This is a genomic window from Kitasatospora sp. NPDC098663 (genome assembly GCF_044760075.1).
Classification (GTDB): domain Bacteria; phylum Actinomycetota; class Actinomycetes; order Streptomycetales; family Streptomycetaceae; genus Kitasatospora.
In genome coordinates this window covers 25,379-40,611 of record NZ_JBIWAP010000006.1, presented here as the reverse complement: position 1 = coordinate 40,611, position 15,233 = coordinate 25,379, and the positions used below count along the sequence as shown (strand labels likewise).

At 72.6% G+C, this 15,233-nt stretch carries 11 protein-coding genes; 4 read left to right on the top strand and 7 right to left on the bottom strand.

Annotation, left to right across the window (positions count from 1 at the left end):
- From ACIQVZ_RS08220 to ACIQVZ_RS08210, 3 genes are all read right to left on the bottom strand, one after another.
- Window positions 1-606, bottom strand: coding sequence for a hypothetical protein (locus tag ACIQVZ_RS08220; protein WP_350877993.1), 606 nt, complete (start codon window positions 604-606; stop codon window positions 1-3).
- A 125-nt stretch (window positions 607-731) separates the two neighbouring features.
- Window positions 732-1,691, bottom strand: coding sequence for a tRNA (adenine-N1)-methyltransferase (locus ACIQVZ_RS08215; protein WP_350877994.1), 960 nt, complete (start codon window positions 1,689-1,691; stop codon window positions 732-734).
- 45 nt (window positions 1,692-1,736) lie between these two features.
- Complete coding sequence (locus ACIQVZ_RS08210) at window positions 1,737-2,957, bottom strand: site-2 protease family protein (RefSeq protein WP_350877995.1); 1,221 nt, start codon at window positions 2,955-2,957, stop codon at window positions 1,737-1,739.
- Window positions 2,958-3,125: 168 nt separating this feature from the next.
- Between ACIQVZ_RS08210 and ACIQVZ_RS08205 the strand changes: the two genes are divergently transcribed.
- On the top strand, window positions 3,126-4,034 hold the full coding sequence (locus ACIQVZ_RS08205) for a RecB family exonuclease (RefSeq protein WP_350877996.1): 909 nt from the start codon (window positions 3,126-3,128) through the stop codon (window positions 4,032-4,034).
- Entirely contained in the window at window positions 4,034-4,705 is a 672-nt protein-coding gene (locus tag ACIQVZ_RS08200) for a response regulator transcription factor (protein WP_063346919.1), read from the top strand. Before ACIQVZ_RS08205 ends, ACIQVZ_RS08200 begins: the two co-directional genes overlap by 1 nt.
- A gap of 94 nt (window positions 4,706-4,799) precedes the next feature.
- On the opposite strand, the gene ACIQVZ_RS08195 is transcribed toward ACIQVZ_RS08200, so the two are convergent.
- From ACIQVZ_RS08195 to metH, 3 genes are all read right to left on the bottom strand, one after another.
- Window positions 4,800-6,419 (bottom strand): ABC transporter substrate-binding protein, encoded by a 1,620-nt coding sequence (locus ACIQVZ_RS08195; protein ID WP_350877997.1) that lies wholly within the window; start codon window positions 6,417-6,419, stop codon window positions 4,800-4,802.
- A gap of 353 nt (window positions 6,420-6,772) precedes the next feature.
- Complete coding sequence (locus tag ACIQVZ_RS08190) at window positions 6,773-7,474, bottom strand: HAD family phosphatase (protein ID WP_350877998.1); 702 nt, start codon at window positions 7,472-7,474, stop codon at window positions 6,773-6,775.
- 153 nt (window positions 7,475-7,627) lie between these two features.
- The gene (gene metH / locus ACIQVZ_RS08185) at window positions 7,628-11,134 is read right to left on the bottom strand and encodes a methionine synthase (RefSeq protein ID WP_350878000.1); all 3,507 of its coding nucleotides are present in this window, start codon (window positions 11,132-11,134) and stop codon (window positions 7,628-7,630) included.
- Between the two features lie 143 nt (window positions 11,135-11,277).
- Between metH and ACIQVZ_RS08180 the strand changes: the two genes are divergently transcribed.
- Both ACIQVZ_RS08180 and ACIQVZ_RS08175 read left to right on the top strand, forming a co-directional pair.
- The gene (locus tag ACIQVZ_RS08180; RefSeq protein WP_402448116.1) at window positions 11,278-12,369 is read left to right on the top strand and encodes a hypothetical protein; all 1,092 of its coding nucleotides are present in this window, start codon (window positions 11,278-11,280) and stop codon (window positions 12,367-12,369) included.
- Window positions 12,370-12,754: 385 nt separating this feature from the next.
- Entirely contained in the window at window positions 12,755-13,705 is a 951-nt protein-coding gene (locus tag ACIQVZ_RS08175) for a PAC2 family protein (RefSeq protein WP_350878002.1), read from the top strand.
- Between the two features lie 71 nt (window positions 13,706-13,776).
- On the opposite strand, the gene mshC is transcribed toward ACIQVZ_RS08175, so the two are convergent.
- Window positions 13,777-15,006, bottom strand: a complete 1,230-nt coding sequence (mshC, locus tag ACIQVZ_RS08170) for a cysteine--1-D-myo-inosityl 2-amino-2-deoxy-alpha-D-glucopyranoside ligase (RefSeq protein ID WP_350878003.1) — start codon at window positions 15,004-15,006, stop codon at window positions 13,777-13,779.
- Between the last annotated feature and the right edge of the window lie 227 nt (window positions 15,007-15,233).

Here is a 15,233-nt window from a genome sequence, read left to right as displayed (position 1 = left end):
TCAGGTCTGGCTGACCGGGGCGGCGGTCTGGGAACGTTCCCAGCCGCCGCCCTTGCGCATCCAGGTGAGGTCGAGTGAGATGTCGGGACGGAAGCGCGGCACCTCGTCGCTCGAATACCCCTGCGCGTGACCGGTGATGGCGCCGTCGGAGCGCAGCGCGAGCCGGCCGAGGGTGAGGTTCTCGCGCTCGGAGAGGAGCGTGGCCAGCACCACCGGGCGCTCGCCGGGGCCGAAGCCGAGCAGGTAGACGGCGTCCGGCGGGGTGCCGTTCTCGGCCGCGCAGTGCGCGGCGACGACCGTGCCGGGCCGTCCGTCGCCCAGGTCGGCCGGCATGCTGATGGCCGTCGCGACCGGGAACGGGCCGCAGTCGAGCGGAAGTTGGGCCTTGGCCGGGTCCGGGGCGGCGCTCGCCCCGAGGGCCTTGGGAGTGCCGTGGACGGGCACCGGGGTGCCGGTGGCGGGGCCGGCGGCGAGGGCCGCGGCCACCACCGCGCCGCAGCCGGCCAGGGCCAGGGCCCAGTGCCAGGGGGCGGTACGCGCGTGCCCGGGCCCGGTGCGGCCCCGCGGTGTCTGCTGTCCAGCCGTCGTCCCGACCGCGGTCTCCACCAGGCGTCCCCTCCAGTGCTCCCAGGAGCTGGTCTGCGTGCGCGAGCATCGTCCCACACGCCGGCGGCCGGAATGCCGAGGGGTGGCACGAGCAGGCTCGTACCACCCCTGGGAAGCGCTCCCGGTCAGCCCAGGTCGGGCTGCTCGGTCTCGACGGCACGGGCGGCGGCACGGGCCGCGGCACGCTCCTGGAGGCTCGGCTCCGAGCCCCCGTTGTCGTAGTCCTCGCCGTACGCGCCCTTGGCCGGGCGGCGGCGGCGCAGCGGCGGCTCGACGCCGTCGGCGAGGCGGCGGGCGGTGAGCAGGAAGCCGGTGTGGCCGATCATCCGGTGGTCCGGGCGGACGGCCAGGCCCTCCAGGTGCCAGGTGCGGACCATGGTCTCCCAGGCCTGCGGCTCGGTGAAGGTGCCGTGGTCGCGCAGTGCCTCGACGGTCTTGGACATCTGCGTCGTGGTGGCCACGTAGCAGCAGATCAGGCCGCCGGGGACGAGCGCCTTGGAGGCGACGTCCAGGCACTCCCAGGGGGCGAGCATGTCGAGGATGACGCGGTCGACGTCGGCCTCGACCAGGTTGTCCTGGAGGTCGCCGACGGTGAGCTTCCACGCCGGGTGCGGCCCGCCGAAGTAGCGCTCGACGTTGCCCTTGGCGATGTCGGCGAAGTCCTGCCGGCGCTCGTACGAGGCCAGCATGCCGGTGTCGCCGACGGCGCGCAGCAGGTAGGTGGAGAGCGCGCCCGAGCCGACACCGGCCTCGACGACGCGGGCGCCGGCGAAGATGTCGGCCATGGCCAGGATCTGCCCCGCGTCCTTGGGGTAGATCACGGCCGCGCCGCGCGGCATGGACAGGACGTAGTCGGGGAGCAGGGGGCGCAGCGCGAGGTACGGGACGTTCCCCGTGGTGCGCACGACCGTGCCCTCGGGGGCGCCGATCAGCTCGTCGTGGGGGAACGCACCCTTGTGGGTGTGGAACTGGTTCCCGGCCTGGAGCGTGAACGTGTAGTGGCGGCCCTTGGGGTCGGTCAGCTGGACCTGGTCCCCGACCTGGAAGGGCCCGCGTCGGCGGGTGGCACCGGTCGGTTCGGACATGCGGTCAATCCTAAGGGAAGCGGACGGTCCGCCCGACCAGAGTGATCACCGGCCGGCGACGGCGGCGGTGAGGCGCTGCTCGATGTCGGTGAGCGCGGCGACGCCGAACACCCGGCCGTCCGCCTCGACCACCAGGTACTCCCCGGCCGGGGTGGCCTGGACGGCGCGCAGCAGGTCCTCGCCGCCAAGGTCGGCGTCCAGCCGCAGGCCGGGTTCGAGGTCGCGGGCGAGCGGGCCGACGGCGACCCACGGGCGGCGGTGCTCGGGCACCGCGCGGACGGCGGACTCGCGGACGATGCCGATCGGGTCGCCCCGGCCGTCCACCACCACGACCGCGCCGGCCTGGGCCTCCCGGGCCCGGCGCAGCGCCTCGCCGAGCGGGGTGTCGGCGGTGACCTCGACGGTCCGGCGGGCGAGGTCGCGCAGCCGCAGGCCGGGCAGCACCTCCTTGAGCCGGGCGTTGCGCAGGCTGCCGGTGGCGCCGTTCCAGATGATCGCGGCGAGGACGGCGGCCAGCACCGCGTCCACCAGGGTGTCGGTCGTGGTGCGTTCGATCCCGCGGGCGGCGCTGGCCAGCGGCAGGCCGACCAGCACCACGACGGCCAGCGCCCGGCCGACCCAGGCGGCGGCGACCGTGCCGGTCATCGCCTTGCCGCTGATCGCCCAGACGACCGCGCGCAGCATCCGGCCGCCGTCCAGCGGCAGGCCGGGCAGCAGGTTGAAGGCGGCGACCACCAGGTTGGAGACCATCAGCCCGGTGAGCAGCACCCCGGGCACGGTGGAGAGCTCCACGGCCTGCATCGCGAGGAAGAACACGCCGCCGAGCACCAGCGAGAGCAGCGGGCCGACGAAGGCCAGCCAGAACTCGCGCCACGGGCTCTCGGCCTCGTTCTCGATCTCCGAGACGCCGCCGAAGAACTGGAGCTGGATCCGCCGTACCCCGAGCCTGTAGCGAAGCGCGACCAGGGTGTGAGCGAGCTCGTGCACCAGGACGGAGGCGTAGAAGGCGACCGCGAAGAAGAACGCGAGCAGGTAGCGGGCGGCGCCGAGGTCCGGCAGGACGTCGCCGAGCTGGCCGCCGAACACCCAGGTGATCAGCGCGGCGATGACGAACCAGGAGGGGGTCACGTAGACGGGCACGCCGAAGGGGCGGCCCACCAGGAGGCCGCTGCCGCGCTCGGGCGGCCGGGGCGGCCGCCCTGCCGGGCGGCCGCCGTCGTCCTGCGGTGGCTGGTCGGAGGTCTGTTGCCCCCTGCTGTCGCTCACCGTGATCCCTTCGGTCGTCTGCCCCGTCGTGCCCCGGTGCGCCCACGCTACGTGATCGCGGCGCTCCGGTGGCGTGCGGCCCTCTGTCAGGCTTCATACCCACTGTGCCGCGCGGTGTGGCAGCACCGTGGCAGCGGGATGACAGCGAGGGGCAATAGGGTCGGAGGCATGCAGCAGACCGACACCACCAGCGCCGCCGGGGCCCCGGCGCGCCCGGCGGCGCCCCCGACCGGCCTGTCCCCGTCCCGGGCGGGGGACTTCCTGACCTGTCCCCTGCTGTACCGGCTGCGGGTGATCGACCGGCTGCCCGAGCCGCCGAGCGCGGCGGCGACCAGGGGCACGCTGGTGCACGCGGTGCTGGAGCGGCTCTTCGACAGCCCGGCGACCGAGCGGACGCCGGAGCGGGCGCTGGGCCTGCTGCGCCCGCAGTGGGAGCGGCTGCTGGGCGAGCGCCCGGAGCTGGGCTCGCTGTTCCCGGACGATCCGGACGGCGCGGCGCTCACCCGCTGGCTGGCGGACGCCGAGAAGCTGGTCGGCCAGTGGTTCCGGCTGGAGGACCCGACCCGGCTGCACCCGGTGGAGCGCGAGCTGTACGTGGAGACGGCCCTGGAGTCGGGGCTGCTGCTGCGCGGCTACATCGACCGGGTGGACGTCGCCCCGAGCGGTGAGGTCCGGCTGGTGGACTACAAGACCGGCCGGGCGCCCTCGCGGGACTTCGAGGGCAAGGCGATGTTCCAGATGAAGTTCTACGCGCTCGTGGTGTGGCGCTGGAAGGGTGTCGTCCCCAAGCGGCTCCAGCTGGTCTACCTCGGCGGGGGCGGGGACGTGGTCAGCTACGACCCGGACGAGGCCGATCTGCTCGCGGTGGAGCGCAAGCTGCGGGCGCTCTGGGAGCGGATCACCCACGCGGTGGCCACCGGGGAGTTCCCGGCGACCCGCAACCGCCTCTGCGACTGGTGCGACCACCAGGCCAGTTGCCCGGAGTTCGGCGGCACTCCCCCGCCGTACCCGCTGCCGCTGTCGCGTACGTCTGACGAAGACGATCCCACGGGGGATCAGATGAGCAAGGAGTCCTAGTGACGATCCGAGTGCTGCTGGTCGACGACCAGCCGCTGCTGCGCACCGGTTTCCGGATGATCCTGGAGGCCGAGTCCGACCTGGTCGTGGTCGGCGAGGCCGGCGACGGTCAGCAGGCGCTGGACCAGGTGCGGGCGCTGCAGCCCGACGTGGTGCTGATGGACATCCGGATGCCCAGGATGGACGGCGTCGAGGCGACCCGCAGGATCGCCGGCCCCGGGCGGGACGGCCCGGCCAAGGTGCTGGTGCTGACCACCTTCGACCTGGACGAGTACGTGGTGGAGGCGCTGCGCGCGGGCGCCAGCGGCTTCCTGCTGAAGGACGTCCCGGCGGAGGAACTGGTGCAGGCGATCCGGGTGGTGGCGGACGGCGCGGCGATGCTGGCGCCGAGCATCACCCGCCGGCTGCTGGACATGTACGCCACCAAGCTGCCCTCGGGCGAGGAGGCGCCGCCGCAGGCGCTGAGCGCGCTGACCGAGCGTGAGCTGGAGGTGCTGAAGCTGGTGGCGCGCGGGCTCTCGAACGCGGAGATCGCGGCCGAACTGTTCGTCAGCGAGACCACCGTGAAGACGCACGTCGGCCATGTGCTGACCAAGCTCCAGCTGCGCGACCGGGTGCAGGCGGCGGTGTACGCGTACGAGAGCGGGCTGGTGCGCCCGGGCGCCCTGTAAGCCCTCGGGAACGAGCCGGCGGCCCGCCCGCCTTCCCCCTGCACCCAGGGGGAAGGCGGGCGGGCCGCCGTGTCGGGGGGTGTCGTCCGGTCGGCTACTTGCCGGCGCTGCGGCTGATCTCCCAGAAGCGGAACACGCCGGTGGTGTCGATGGTCGACTCGACGCCGGTGATGTACGAGCGCGACGCGAAGAAGCCCTTGTTCTGGTACAGCGGGATGAGCGGCGCGTTCTCGGCGACGATCTGCTGGATCTGGGCGTAGCCGGCCACCGCGGCGCTGCGGTCGGCCTGCTTGAGGCCGTCCGGCACCAGCTTCTGGCTGATCCTCGGGTCGTCCCAGCCGTGGTGGTAGGCGCCGCCGTCGATGAGCAGCGGGGCGATGTAGTTGTCCGGGTCCGGGTAGTCGGCGAACCAGCCGATGAGGTAGGCCTGGTAGCGGCCCTCGGACCAGCCGGCCCGGTACTTGTCCCAGTCCGGCTCCGTCTGGACGGTCACCTGGAACAGGCCGCCGGCCTCCAGCTGCTTCTTCAGGGTCTCGGGCTCGGCGCTGCCGGCCCGCGAGCGCGACCAGGTGAGGGTGAGCTTGACCGGCAGCTGGACCTTGGCGTCGGTGAGGATCTTCTTGGCCTTGCCGCTGTCCTGGTCGCCGTAGCGGTCGAAGAAGGCCGTGGTGTGGCCGGTGACGCCGGCCGGGACCATCGCGTACAGCGGCTGGACGGTCCGGGCGAAGACGTCGCGGGCGAGCGACTTGCGGTCGAGCAGCTGGGCGGCGGCCTGGCGGACGGCGACGTTGCCGGCGACCGGGTCCTTGGTGTTGAAGACCAGCGAGCGGGTGTCGTTGCTGTCGCCCTCGACGACCTGGAGGTCGGTCTTGCCGCCCTGCTGGTCGGAGTGCATCTGGGCGGCGGTGTTCGGGTCCAGGCTGTTGTCGGTGAGGTCGACGTCGCCCTTGTCCAGCGCGGTCTTCAGGTCGGCGGGCTTGTCGAAGTACCGGACGGTGAACTTGCTGTTCCGGAGCTTGGCCTCGCCGTTGTACTTGTCGTTGGGCACCAGGACGACCTTGCCCAGCTGCTTGGCGGTGTCGCCGTCGCCGCCCATGACCTCGACCGTCTCGAAGCGGTACGGGCCGGAGCCGATCAGCTTGTCGTTGGGGACGACCTTGTCGGCCGGGTAGGCCTGGTGGTCGAGGATGGCGCCGGCCGGGCCGGCCAGCTTGGCCGGCAGGGTGGCGTCGGGCGTGGAGAGGTGGAAGATCACCTCGGTGTCGCCCTTGGCCTCGACGCTCCTGATCGAGGAGAGCAGGGGGGCCGCGCCGTTCTGGTCGTTGATCTTCTTGGTGCGCTCGATCGAGAACACCACGTCGGCCGCGGTCAGCGGGTGGCCGTTGGAGAACTTCAGGCCGGTCCGCATGGTGCAGTGGTACTGGGTGGCGTCGCCCGCGGTGAACTCGCAGGACTGCGCGGCGTCCGGGGAGGGGGCGCTGGAGGCGGCCGGGAAGGTGAGCAGCGACTGGAAGGTGTTGCGCAGCAGCAGCCAGGAGCCGGAGTCGTAGGCGGCGGCCGGGTCCAGCACACCGGTGAGCTGGGTGGTGCCCATGACGATCGCCTTGCCGCCGTCCCCCTTGACGGCGTCGGTGACCGATCCGCAGCCTGCCGCCGTCACGGCGACAAGACCGGCGCAGCCGAGTGCTGCCAGGCGTTCAGCTGAAGTCTTCACGGGGCGCGTCCTTCTGGGTGCGGTCCGACCGGGGCCGGCGGCCCGCGTCGAGGGCGCTCCCGGTGCGGAAGGCGTGCGCGGGCCTGACGCCCGTACGACCGCGGGCGGGACGGGGTTGCCCGTCGTCGGCGGTGGCAGGGCGCGAGGGAGGGGAACGAACTGGAGTAGCGTGCCATATCGAACACGCACGACCGATACCCGTGCAGATGACGTTTGGGACACGGTGGTTGAGGGCATCGCGAAACACCCGACGAGTTGTCAGGCAATGCCCTTTTTCTCCCCGGACGGCCGTCGGCGGCGGCTGGATCCAGCCGCTTACCGGCGAGTAGAGCACCCTCGCAATGAGATGACAATCACACCCGCGAAGCGACCAGCGAGCGCAGCAGTTCAAGATCGACCTGCTCCAGCGAGGAGCGCACCAGCCGCCCCGGGGCCGGCTCGATCGGCGCCACCGAGGGCACCGCGACGACCGGGCAGCCCGCCGCCTCGGCCGCCCGGACCCCGGTCGGCGCGTCCTCGACCACCACGCAGCGGGCCGGGTCCGCGCCCAGCCGCCGGGCCGCCTCCAGGTACGGGTCCGGGTGCGGCTTGGTGCGCGGCACCTCGTCCCCCGCGATCGTGAACGCGAAGTGGTGGGAGCCCAGCGAGCGCAGCACGATGTCCACCACGTGCCGGTGCGAGGCGGTCACCAGGACGGCCGGAATCCCGTGTGCGGCCAGGGTGTTGAGGAGCCGTTCGGCGCCCGGCATGAGCGGCACGCCGCCCGCCAGCAGGTCGACGAAGCGCTGGTTGATCAGCACCGTCAGGTCCGCCGGGGCGAGGTCCACCCCGGTGGTGCCGACCAGGTAGTCGATCACCCGCGTCATCGGACCGCCGACCACCTGGGCCCGGTCCTCGTCGGTCAGCGCGTGCCCCAGCTCGGCGAACAGGGTGACCTCGGCCTGCCACCAGAAGTCCTCGGTGTCCACCAGCGTCCCGTCCATGTCCAGCAGCACCGCCTGCAAGCCGCGGCCGTCCCCGTGGTCGAGGATCCGGGCGGCGGTGGAGGTGGTCATGGCGGGAGTCCTTCCGTCGGTACCCCCGGGCGCGTTCGAGCGCCCCCCGGGGATGGCGCGGGCCGGCCCGCTGGTGAGCGGACCGGCCCGTTCAGGATCATCCAGGATACGCCCGGTTCGCCCGAAAAGAGCGAACGGAACGAGGCGCCCGGGTTACCGGGCGTTGAAGTACTTCGCCTCCGGGTGGTGGATGACGATCGCGTCGGTGGACTGCTCCGGGTGCAGCTGGAACTCCTCGGAGAGCACCACGCCGATCCGCTCGGGCTTCAGCAGCTCGGCGATCTTGGCACGGTCCTCCAGCTCCGGGCAGGCCCCGTAGCCGAGCGAGAAGCGGGCGCCCCGGTACTTGAGCGCGAACATGTCCTTGACGTCCTGCGGGTCCTCGCCGGAGAAGCCCAGCTCGTAGCGGACCCGGGCGTGCCAGAACTCGGCCAGCGCCTCGGCCAGCTGCACCGACAGGCCGTGCAGCTCCAGGTAGTCGCGGTAGGAGTTGTCGGCGAACAGCTCGTTCGCCGCCTCCGAGATCCGGTTGCCCATGGTGACCACCTGGAGGCCGACCACGTCCCGCACACCGGACTCCTCCGGGCGGAAGAAGTCGGCCAGGCAGAGCCGGCGCCCGCGCCGCTGGCGGGGGAAGGTGAAGCGGGTCCGCTCGGTGCCGTCCTCGTGGAAGACGATCAGGTCGTCGCCCTTGGAGTTGGCCGGGTAGTAGCCGTAGACCACGGCCGCCTCCAGCCAGCCCTCGGTCTGCAGCCGGTCCAGCCACATCCGCAGCCGCGGCCGGCCCTCGGTCTCCACCAGCTCCTCGTACGAGGGCCCCTCGCCGCTGCGGGCCGCCTTCAGGCCCCACTGGCCCTTGAACAGCGCGTCCTCGTCCAGCCAGGAGGCGTAGTCGGCGAACGGGATGCCCTTGACGATCCGGTCGCCCCAGAACGGCGGGGTCGGCACGGTGTTGTCGACGGTGACGTCCGAGCGGATCTGGCCGAGGTTGACCTCCGGCTCCTCCACCACCTCGACCCGGGCGTGCCGGCGCTGCTTGAGCTCCGGCAGGCTCGCGCCGGGCACGCCGCGCTTGACCGCGATCAGCGCGTCCATCAGCCGCAGGCCCTCGAAGGCGTCCCGGGCGTAGCGGACCTCGCCCTCGTAGATCTCGTGCAGGTCCTGCTCGACGTAGGCCCGGGTGAGCGCGGCGCCGCCCAGGATCACCGGGTAACTCGCGGCCAGCTTGCGCTGGTTGAGCTCCTCCAGGTTCTCCTTCATGATCACGGTGGACTTCACCAGCAGGCCGGACATCCCGATCACGTCCGCCTTGTGCTCCTGCGCGGCGTCCAGGATCGCCGAGACCGGCTGCTTGATGCCCAGGTTGACCACGTTGTAGCCGTTGTTGGACAGGATGATGTCCACCAGGTTCTTGCCGATGTCGTGGACGTCGCCCTTGACGGTGGCCAGCACGATGGTGCCCTTGCCCTCGCTGTCGGACTTCTCCATGTACGGCTCCAGGTGGGCCACCGCGGTCTTCATCACCTCGGCGGACTGGAGCACGAAGGGCAGTTGCATCTGGCCGGAGCCGAACAGCTCGCCGACCACCTTCATGCCGGACAGCAGGGTGTCGTTGATGATCTCCAGCGCGGGCCGCCCGGCCAGCGCCTCGTCCAGGTCGGCCTCCAGGCCGTTGCGCTCGCCGTCGATGATCCGGCGCTGCAGGCGCTCGTCCAGCGGCAGCGCGGCCAGCTCCTCCGCCTTGGACGCCTTGACCGAGGCCGAGGAGACGCCGTCGAACAGCTCCAGCAGGTGCTGCAGCGGGTCGTAGCCGTCCCGGCGGCGGTCGTAGACCAGGTCGAGGGCGGCCTCGCGCTGGTCCTCGGGGATCCGGGAGATCGGCAGGATCTTGGAGGCGTGCACGATCGCCGAGTCCAGGCCGGCCTCGACGCACTCGTGCAGGAAGACCGAGTTCAGCACCACCCGGGCGGCCGGGTTGAGGCCGAAGGAGATGTTGGACAGGCCCAGCGTGGTCTGCACGGCCGGGCGGCGGCGCTTGAGCTCGCGGATCGCCTCGATGGTCTCGATGCCGTCCCGGCGGGACTCCTCCTGGCCGGTGGCCAGGGTGAAGGTGAGGCAGTCCACCAGGATCGAGCCCTCGTCGACGCCGTAGTCGGCGGTCAGCTCGGCGATCAGCCGCTCGGCGATCTCGACCTTCTTGCCCGCGGTGCGGGCCTGGCCCTCCTCGTCGATGGTCAGCGCGATCAGGCCGGCGCCGTGCTCGCGGGCCAGCGAGGCGATCCGGCCGAAGCGCGAGTCCGGGGCGTTGCCGTCCTCGTAGTTGACCGAGTTGAGCACCGCGCGGCCGCCGAGCGCCTCCAGGCCGGCCCGCAGCACCTGCGGCTCGGTGGAGTCCAGCACGATCGGCAGGGTGGAGGCGGTGGCCAGCCGGCCGGCGATCTCCTTCATGTCGGCGACGCCGTCGCGGCCGACGTAGTCCACGCACAGGTCCAGCAGGTGGGAGCCGTCGCGGATCTGGTCGCGGGCGATCTCCACGCAGGCCTGCCAGTCGCCGGCCAGCATCGACTCGCGGAACTTCTTCGAGCCGTTGGCGTTGGTGCGCTCGCCGATCGCCAGGTACGAGGTGTCCTGCCGGAACGGCACCGCCTGGTACAGCGAGGACGCCGAGGACTCCGGCTGCGGGGTGCGCGGGGTGACCGGCCGGCCCTGCACCCGCTCGACCACCTGGCGCAGGTGCTCGGGCGTGGTGCCGCAGCAGCCGCCGACCAGCGAGAGGCCGTACTCGCGGGTGAACACGTCGTGCGCGTCGGCCAGTTCGGCCGGGGAGAGCGGGTAGTGGGCGCCGTCCTTGCCGAGCACCGGCAGGCCCGCGTTCGGCATGCAGGACAGGCCGATCCGCGCGTTCTTGGCCAGGTAGCGCAGGTGCTCGCTCATCTCGGCCGGGCCGGTGGCGCAGTTGAGGCCGATGTAGTCGACGCCGAGCGGCTCCAGGGCCGTCAGCGCGGCGCCGATCTCGGAGCCGAGCAGCATGGTGCCGGTGGTCTCCACGGTCACCTGCACCAGCACCGGCAGGTCCAGCCCGGCCTCGGCGAGGGCGCGCTTGGAGCCCAGGATGGCGGCCTTGGTCTGCAGCAGGTCCTGGCTGGTCTCGACCAGCAGCGCGTCGGCGCCGCCCGCGATCAGGCCGGCCGCGTTCTGCTGGAAGCCGTCGCGCAGCGTCTCGTACGGGGCGTGGCCGAGGGTGGGCAGCTTGGTGCCGGGGCCGATCGAGCCGAGCACCCAGCGGGTGCGGCCGTCGGCGGCGTGGGCGTCGGCCACCTCGCGGGCAATCCGGGCGCCCGACTCGGACAGCTCGAAGATGCGCTCCGCGATCTCGTACTCGCCGAGGGCGGAGAAGTTGGCGCCGAAGGTGTTGGTCTCGACGCAGTCCACGCCGACCCCGAAGTAGGCCTCGTGGACGGAGCGCACGATGTCGGGCCGGGTGACGTTGAGGACCTCGTTGCAGCCCTCCAGGTTCTGGAAGTCCTCCAGCGTCGGATCCTGTGCCTGGAGCATGGTGCCCATCGCACCGTCGGCGACCACCACCCGGGTGGCGAGCGCTTCACGCAGCGCGTTCGCGCGGCTCTGCTGAGTGATGGACGGATTGGCTGCAGTGGCCATGGGGCTTCTCCCTGGTGCGACGGCTGTCGGCTTTGCGGGCCCGCTTACTCGGGCCCGCACGTGGCCAGGGTATCCGGCCCGCGCCCCGGCCTGCGGTCGCATTCCGTATCCTGAGCGTTCGACCGCAAGGGGGGAGCAACCGCGTGGGCCGATTCCCGACCGGCGCGCGACGCGTCGCAGGGGCCCTGGCGGCCCCGTTCCCGGCGTTGCGCAAGCGCTGGCGGAGCTGGTCCCGGTGGCGCCGGGCGCTGCTGGTACTGGGCCTCGCCGCGGCCGTGCCGGTGGCCGCGCTCGGCTCGGCCTTCGTCGCGATCCGCTTGCACTACACCGGCGACCCGTCCGCCGAGGCCCGCACCCGCGGCCGGGACGCGCTCTGGCTCGGCCACGCCTGGGTGGACGGCCGCAAGAGCGAGGCCGACGTCGCCGCGCTGGTGCGGCAGCTGGCCGGCACCGGCATCCGCGACCTGTACGTGCACACCGGCCCGCTGGAACACGACGGCTCGCTGCCGCCCGCCGTCCACCCCCGGGGCCGCTGGTTCACCGACGCGGTGCACCGGGCGCTGCCGGACGTCCGGGTGCAGAGCTGGCTGGGCGACGAGGTCAAGCCGGAGAAGGACGCCCTGGACCTGGAGGACGCCCCCACCCGGGACCGGGTCACCGCCTCCGCCCGGCAGGTCCTGGACCTCGGCTTCGACGGCGTGCACTTCGACATGGAACCGATCCGGCCCGGCAGCGCGGGCTGGCTGGCCCTGCTCGACCAGGTCCGCCCGGTCACGGCCGAGCGCGGCGCCGCGCTCTCGGTGGCGGCCCCGCAGCTCGACCCGGTGCCCGGCCTGCACACCGCCGGGATCCTGCTCACCGACCACGGCAAGTGGTGGGACCAGGCGTACTTCACCGAGACCGCCCGCCGGGTCGACCAGGTCGCCGTGATGGCGTACGACACCAGCATGCCGACCGAGCCGCTGTACGGCGGCTACGTCGCCCTGCAGACCGAACTGGCGCTGGAGGCCACCCCGGCCGGGGTGGACCTGCTGATCGGCCTGCCGTTCTTCTGGGACGACCGGCACGGCCATCGGGGTGACGCCGAGACCGTGCCGGCCGCCGTCCGGGGCGTCCGGCTGGGCCTGGGCCGCCAGGACCCGGGGCGGCGGAACTTCGGCGTCGCGCTGTACGTGGACTTCGCCGCCACCCCGGAGCACTGGGCGGCGTACCGGCGCGGGTGGGTCGACGCCTGAGGCGTTCCGGCGGTGCGTGCGGGAACGGTGCGCGCGGGAACGGCGTATGCGGGAGCGGTGCGTGCGGGAAGGGTGTGCGCGGGAAGGGTGCGTCGTCGCGCCGCGTCGCCGTTCGGACACCGTCCGCGCCCGCCCCGGGCCATCTGACGCCCCGTCAGCCGGAGCGGTCCGGATATCCGCTGGATCGGGGCGGCACGCTCCCCCAGACTGTCCCGGTGCCCGGCCGCGGTGCGCATCAAAGCCCGTAGGCTGGGCAGGTAGGGACCATGGGGCGAGGCGTTCCATGGGTGACGAGAGGTTCGACAGTCGGCAGCCGACCGGTCGGCGCCCCGGCAGGCCAGCCGAGGCGGCGCGGGTTCGACCGCCGACCGGAGGGAGACGCTGGGTGATCGAGCTGGAAGATGTTCCCGAGTTGATCGACCCGGTGATGGTCTGCGCTTTCGAGGGCTGGAACGACGCGGGCGACGCCGCCTCCGCGGCCCTGGCACATCTGGACGACACCTGGGGCGGCAAGGTGATCGCCGCCCTGGACGCGGAGGACTACTACGACTTCCAGGTCAACCGGCCCACGGTCTGGCTGGACGGCGGCATCCGCCGGATCACCTGGCCGACCACCAGGCTCTCGGTGATCCGGGTGACCGAGCCGACCACCCGGGACGTCGTCCTGGTGCGCGGCATCGAGCCGAGCATGCGCTGGCGCTCGTTCTGCAACGAGCTGCTCGGCTTCGCGCACGAGCTCGGCATCGAGCTGGTGGTGATCCTGGGCGCGCTGCTCGGCGACACCCCGCACAGCCGCCCGGTGCCGGTCAGCGGGGTCACCTCCGACCCGGAGCTGGCCCGCCGGCTGGACCTGGAGGAGAGCCGCTACGAGGGCCCGACCGGCATCGTCGGGGTGCTCCAGGAGGCCTGCACGCACGCCGGGGTCCCGGCCGTGACGCTCTGGGCGGCCGTGCCGCACTACGTCGCGCAGCCGCCGAACCCCAAGGCGACGCTGGCCCTGGTCAACAAGCTGGAGGACCTGCTGGACCTGCGCATCCCGCCGGGCGAGCTCGGCGAGGACGCCCGGGCCTGGCAGCTGGGCGTGGACCAGCTGGCCGCCGAGGACAGCGAGGTGGCCGAGTACGTCCAGCAGTTGGAGGAGGCGCAGGACACCGCGGAGCTGCCGGAGGCCTCCGGCGATGCGATCGCCCGCGAGTTCGAGCGCTACCTGCGCCGCCGGGAGAACGTCGGACCGACCGGCGAGAAGCCGGTCGCCGGGCACGCCACGGCGGAGCGGCCGGCCGAGCCGGAGTCCCCGGGCGCGGCCCGGGAGAGCCAGGACGGCGACGAGGAGTAGCCGCCGCCCCGGACAACGCCGAAGGGGCGTCAGGTGTCCTGACGCCCCTTCGGCGTGTTGGGGGGTGAGCCCTAGAGCGCGACGCCGAGCAGGGCGTCCACGGTGCGGCTGACCAGGCCCGGCGCACCCATGTCGGTGCCGCCCCCGGCCTCCTGCCGCTCGGCCCAGCGGTCGACGGCGGCCAGCGCGGCGGGCGCGTCCAGGTCGTCCGCGAGCGCCGTACGGACCTCGTCGAGCAGCTGCTCGGCGGCCGGGCCGTCCGGCCGGGAGACCGCGGCCCGCCAGCGGGCGAGGCGCTCGACGGCCTCGTCCAGGGTCGCCTTGGTCCACTCCCAGTCCTCGCGGTAGTGGTGCGAGAGCAGCGCCAGGCGGATCGCCGCCGGGTCGACGCCCTCGCGGCGCAGCGCCGAGACGAAGACCAGGTTGCCGCGGGACTTGGACATCTTGTGGCCGTCCAGGCCGACCATGCCGGCGTGCACGTACGCCTTGGCGTACGGGTGGGCGCCGGTGGCGACCTGGGCGTGCGAGGCGCCCATCTCGTGGTGCGGGAAGGAGAGGTCGCTGCCGCCGCCCTGGATGTCGAAGGACATGCCGAGGTACTGCAGCGCGATGGCGACGCACTCGATGTGCCAGCCGGGGCGGCCGTGGCCGAGTTCGGTCTCCCAGGCGGGCTCGCCCGGGCGGGCGGCGAGCCAGAGCAGGGCGTCCAGCGGGTGGCGCTTGCCCGGGCGGTCCGGGTCTCCGCCGCGCTCGGCGAAGACCGGGCGCATGGCCTCCTGGTCGAGGCCGGAGACCTGGCCGAAGCGGGGGTCGGACTCGACCGAGAAGTAGATGTCGCCGTCCACCTGGTAGGCGGCGCCGCTGGCGAGCAGCTTCTGGACCAGCGGGACGATCCACGGGATCGACTCGACGGCGCCGATGTAGTGGGCCGGCGGGAGCAGCCGCAGGGCGGTCATGTCCTCGCGGAACAGGGCCGTCTCGCGCTCGGCGAGGGCCACCCAGTCCTGACCGGTCTCGACCGCCCGGGCCAGCAGCGGGTCGTCCACGTCGGTGACGTTCTGGACGTACAGGACGTCGTGACCGGCGTCCTTCCACACGCGCTGCACCAGGTCGAAGGCGTTGTAGGTGGCGGCGTGGCCCATGTGGGTCGCGTCGTAGGGGGTGATGCCGCAGACGTAGATCCGGGCGGTGCCGTCCTGCGGCACGACCTCGCGGACCGTGCCCGCTGCGGTGTCGAAGATACGGAGGGGGAGCCCCTGACCAGGCAGGGCGGGAACCTCGGAGGCGGGCCAGGCATGCATGGAACCGACTTTAACCTTGAGAACATTTGAAAGCCTAACCAGTACACAAGATCGACTGGATTCGCTTCCTGTCATTGCCGGACCGCTTCCCGACTGATAAGGAACGGACCCTGACGGGACCGGCGTTGTTTCCGGCAGGCGTGCGGCAGGCTTCGGGCAGGCGTGCGGCAGGCTTCGGGCGGGCGTTGGGCAGGCGTCGAGCAGGCTCTCAACAGGCTTCGGGCAGG

Excerpts from the sequence above, each read along its gene's own strand:
- ACIQVZ_RS08215 (WP_350877994.1), bottom strand. The coding sequence starts at position 1,691 with ATGTCCGAACCGACCGGTGCCACCCGCCGACGCGGGCCCTTCCAGGTC.
- ACIQVZ_RS08205 (WP_350877996.1), top strand. The coding sequence starts at position 3,126 with ATGCAGCAGACCGACACCACCAGCGCCGCCGGGGCCCCGGCGCGCCCG.
- ACIQVZ_RS08190 (WP_350877998.1), bottom strand. The coding sequence starts at position 7,474 with ATGACCACCTCCACCGCCGCCCGGATCCTCGACCACGGGGACGGCCGC.
- metH (WP_350878000.1), bottom strand. The coding sequence starts at position 11,134 with ATGGCCACTGCAGCCAATCCGTCCATCACTCAGCAGAGCCGCGCGAAC.
- mshC (WP_350878003.1), bottom strand. The coding sequence starts at position 15,006 with ATGCATGCCTGGCCCGCCTCCGAGGTTCCCGCCCTGCCTGGTCAGGGG.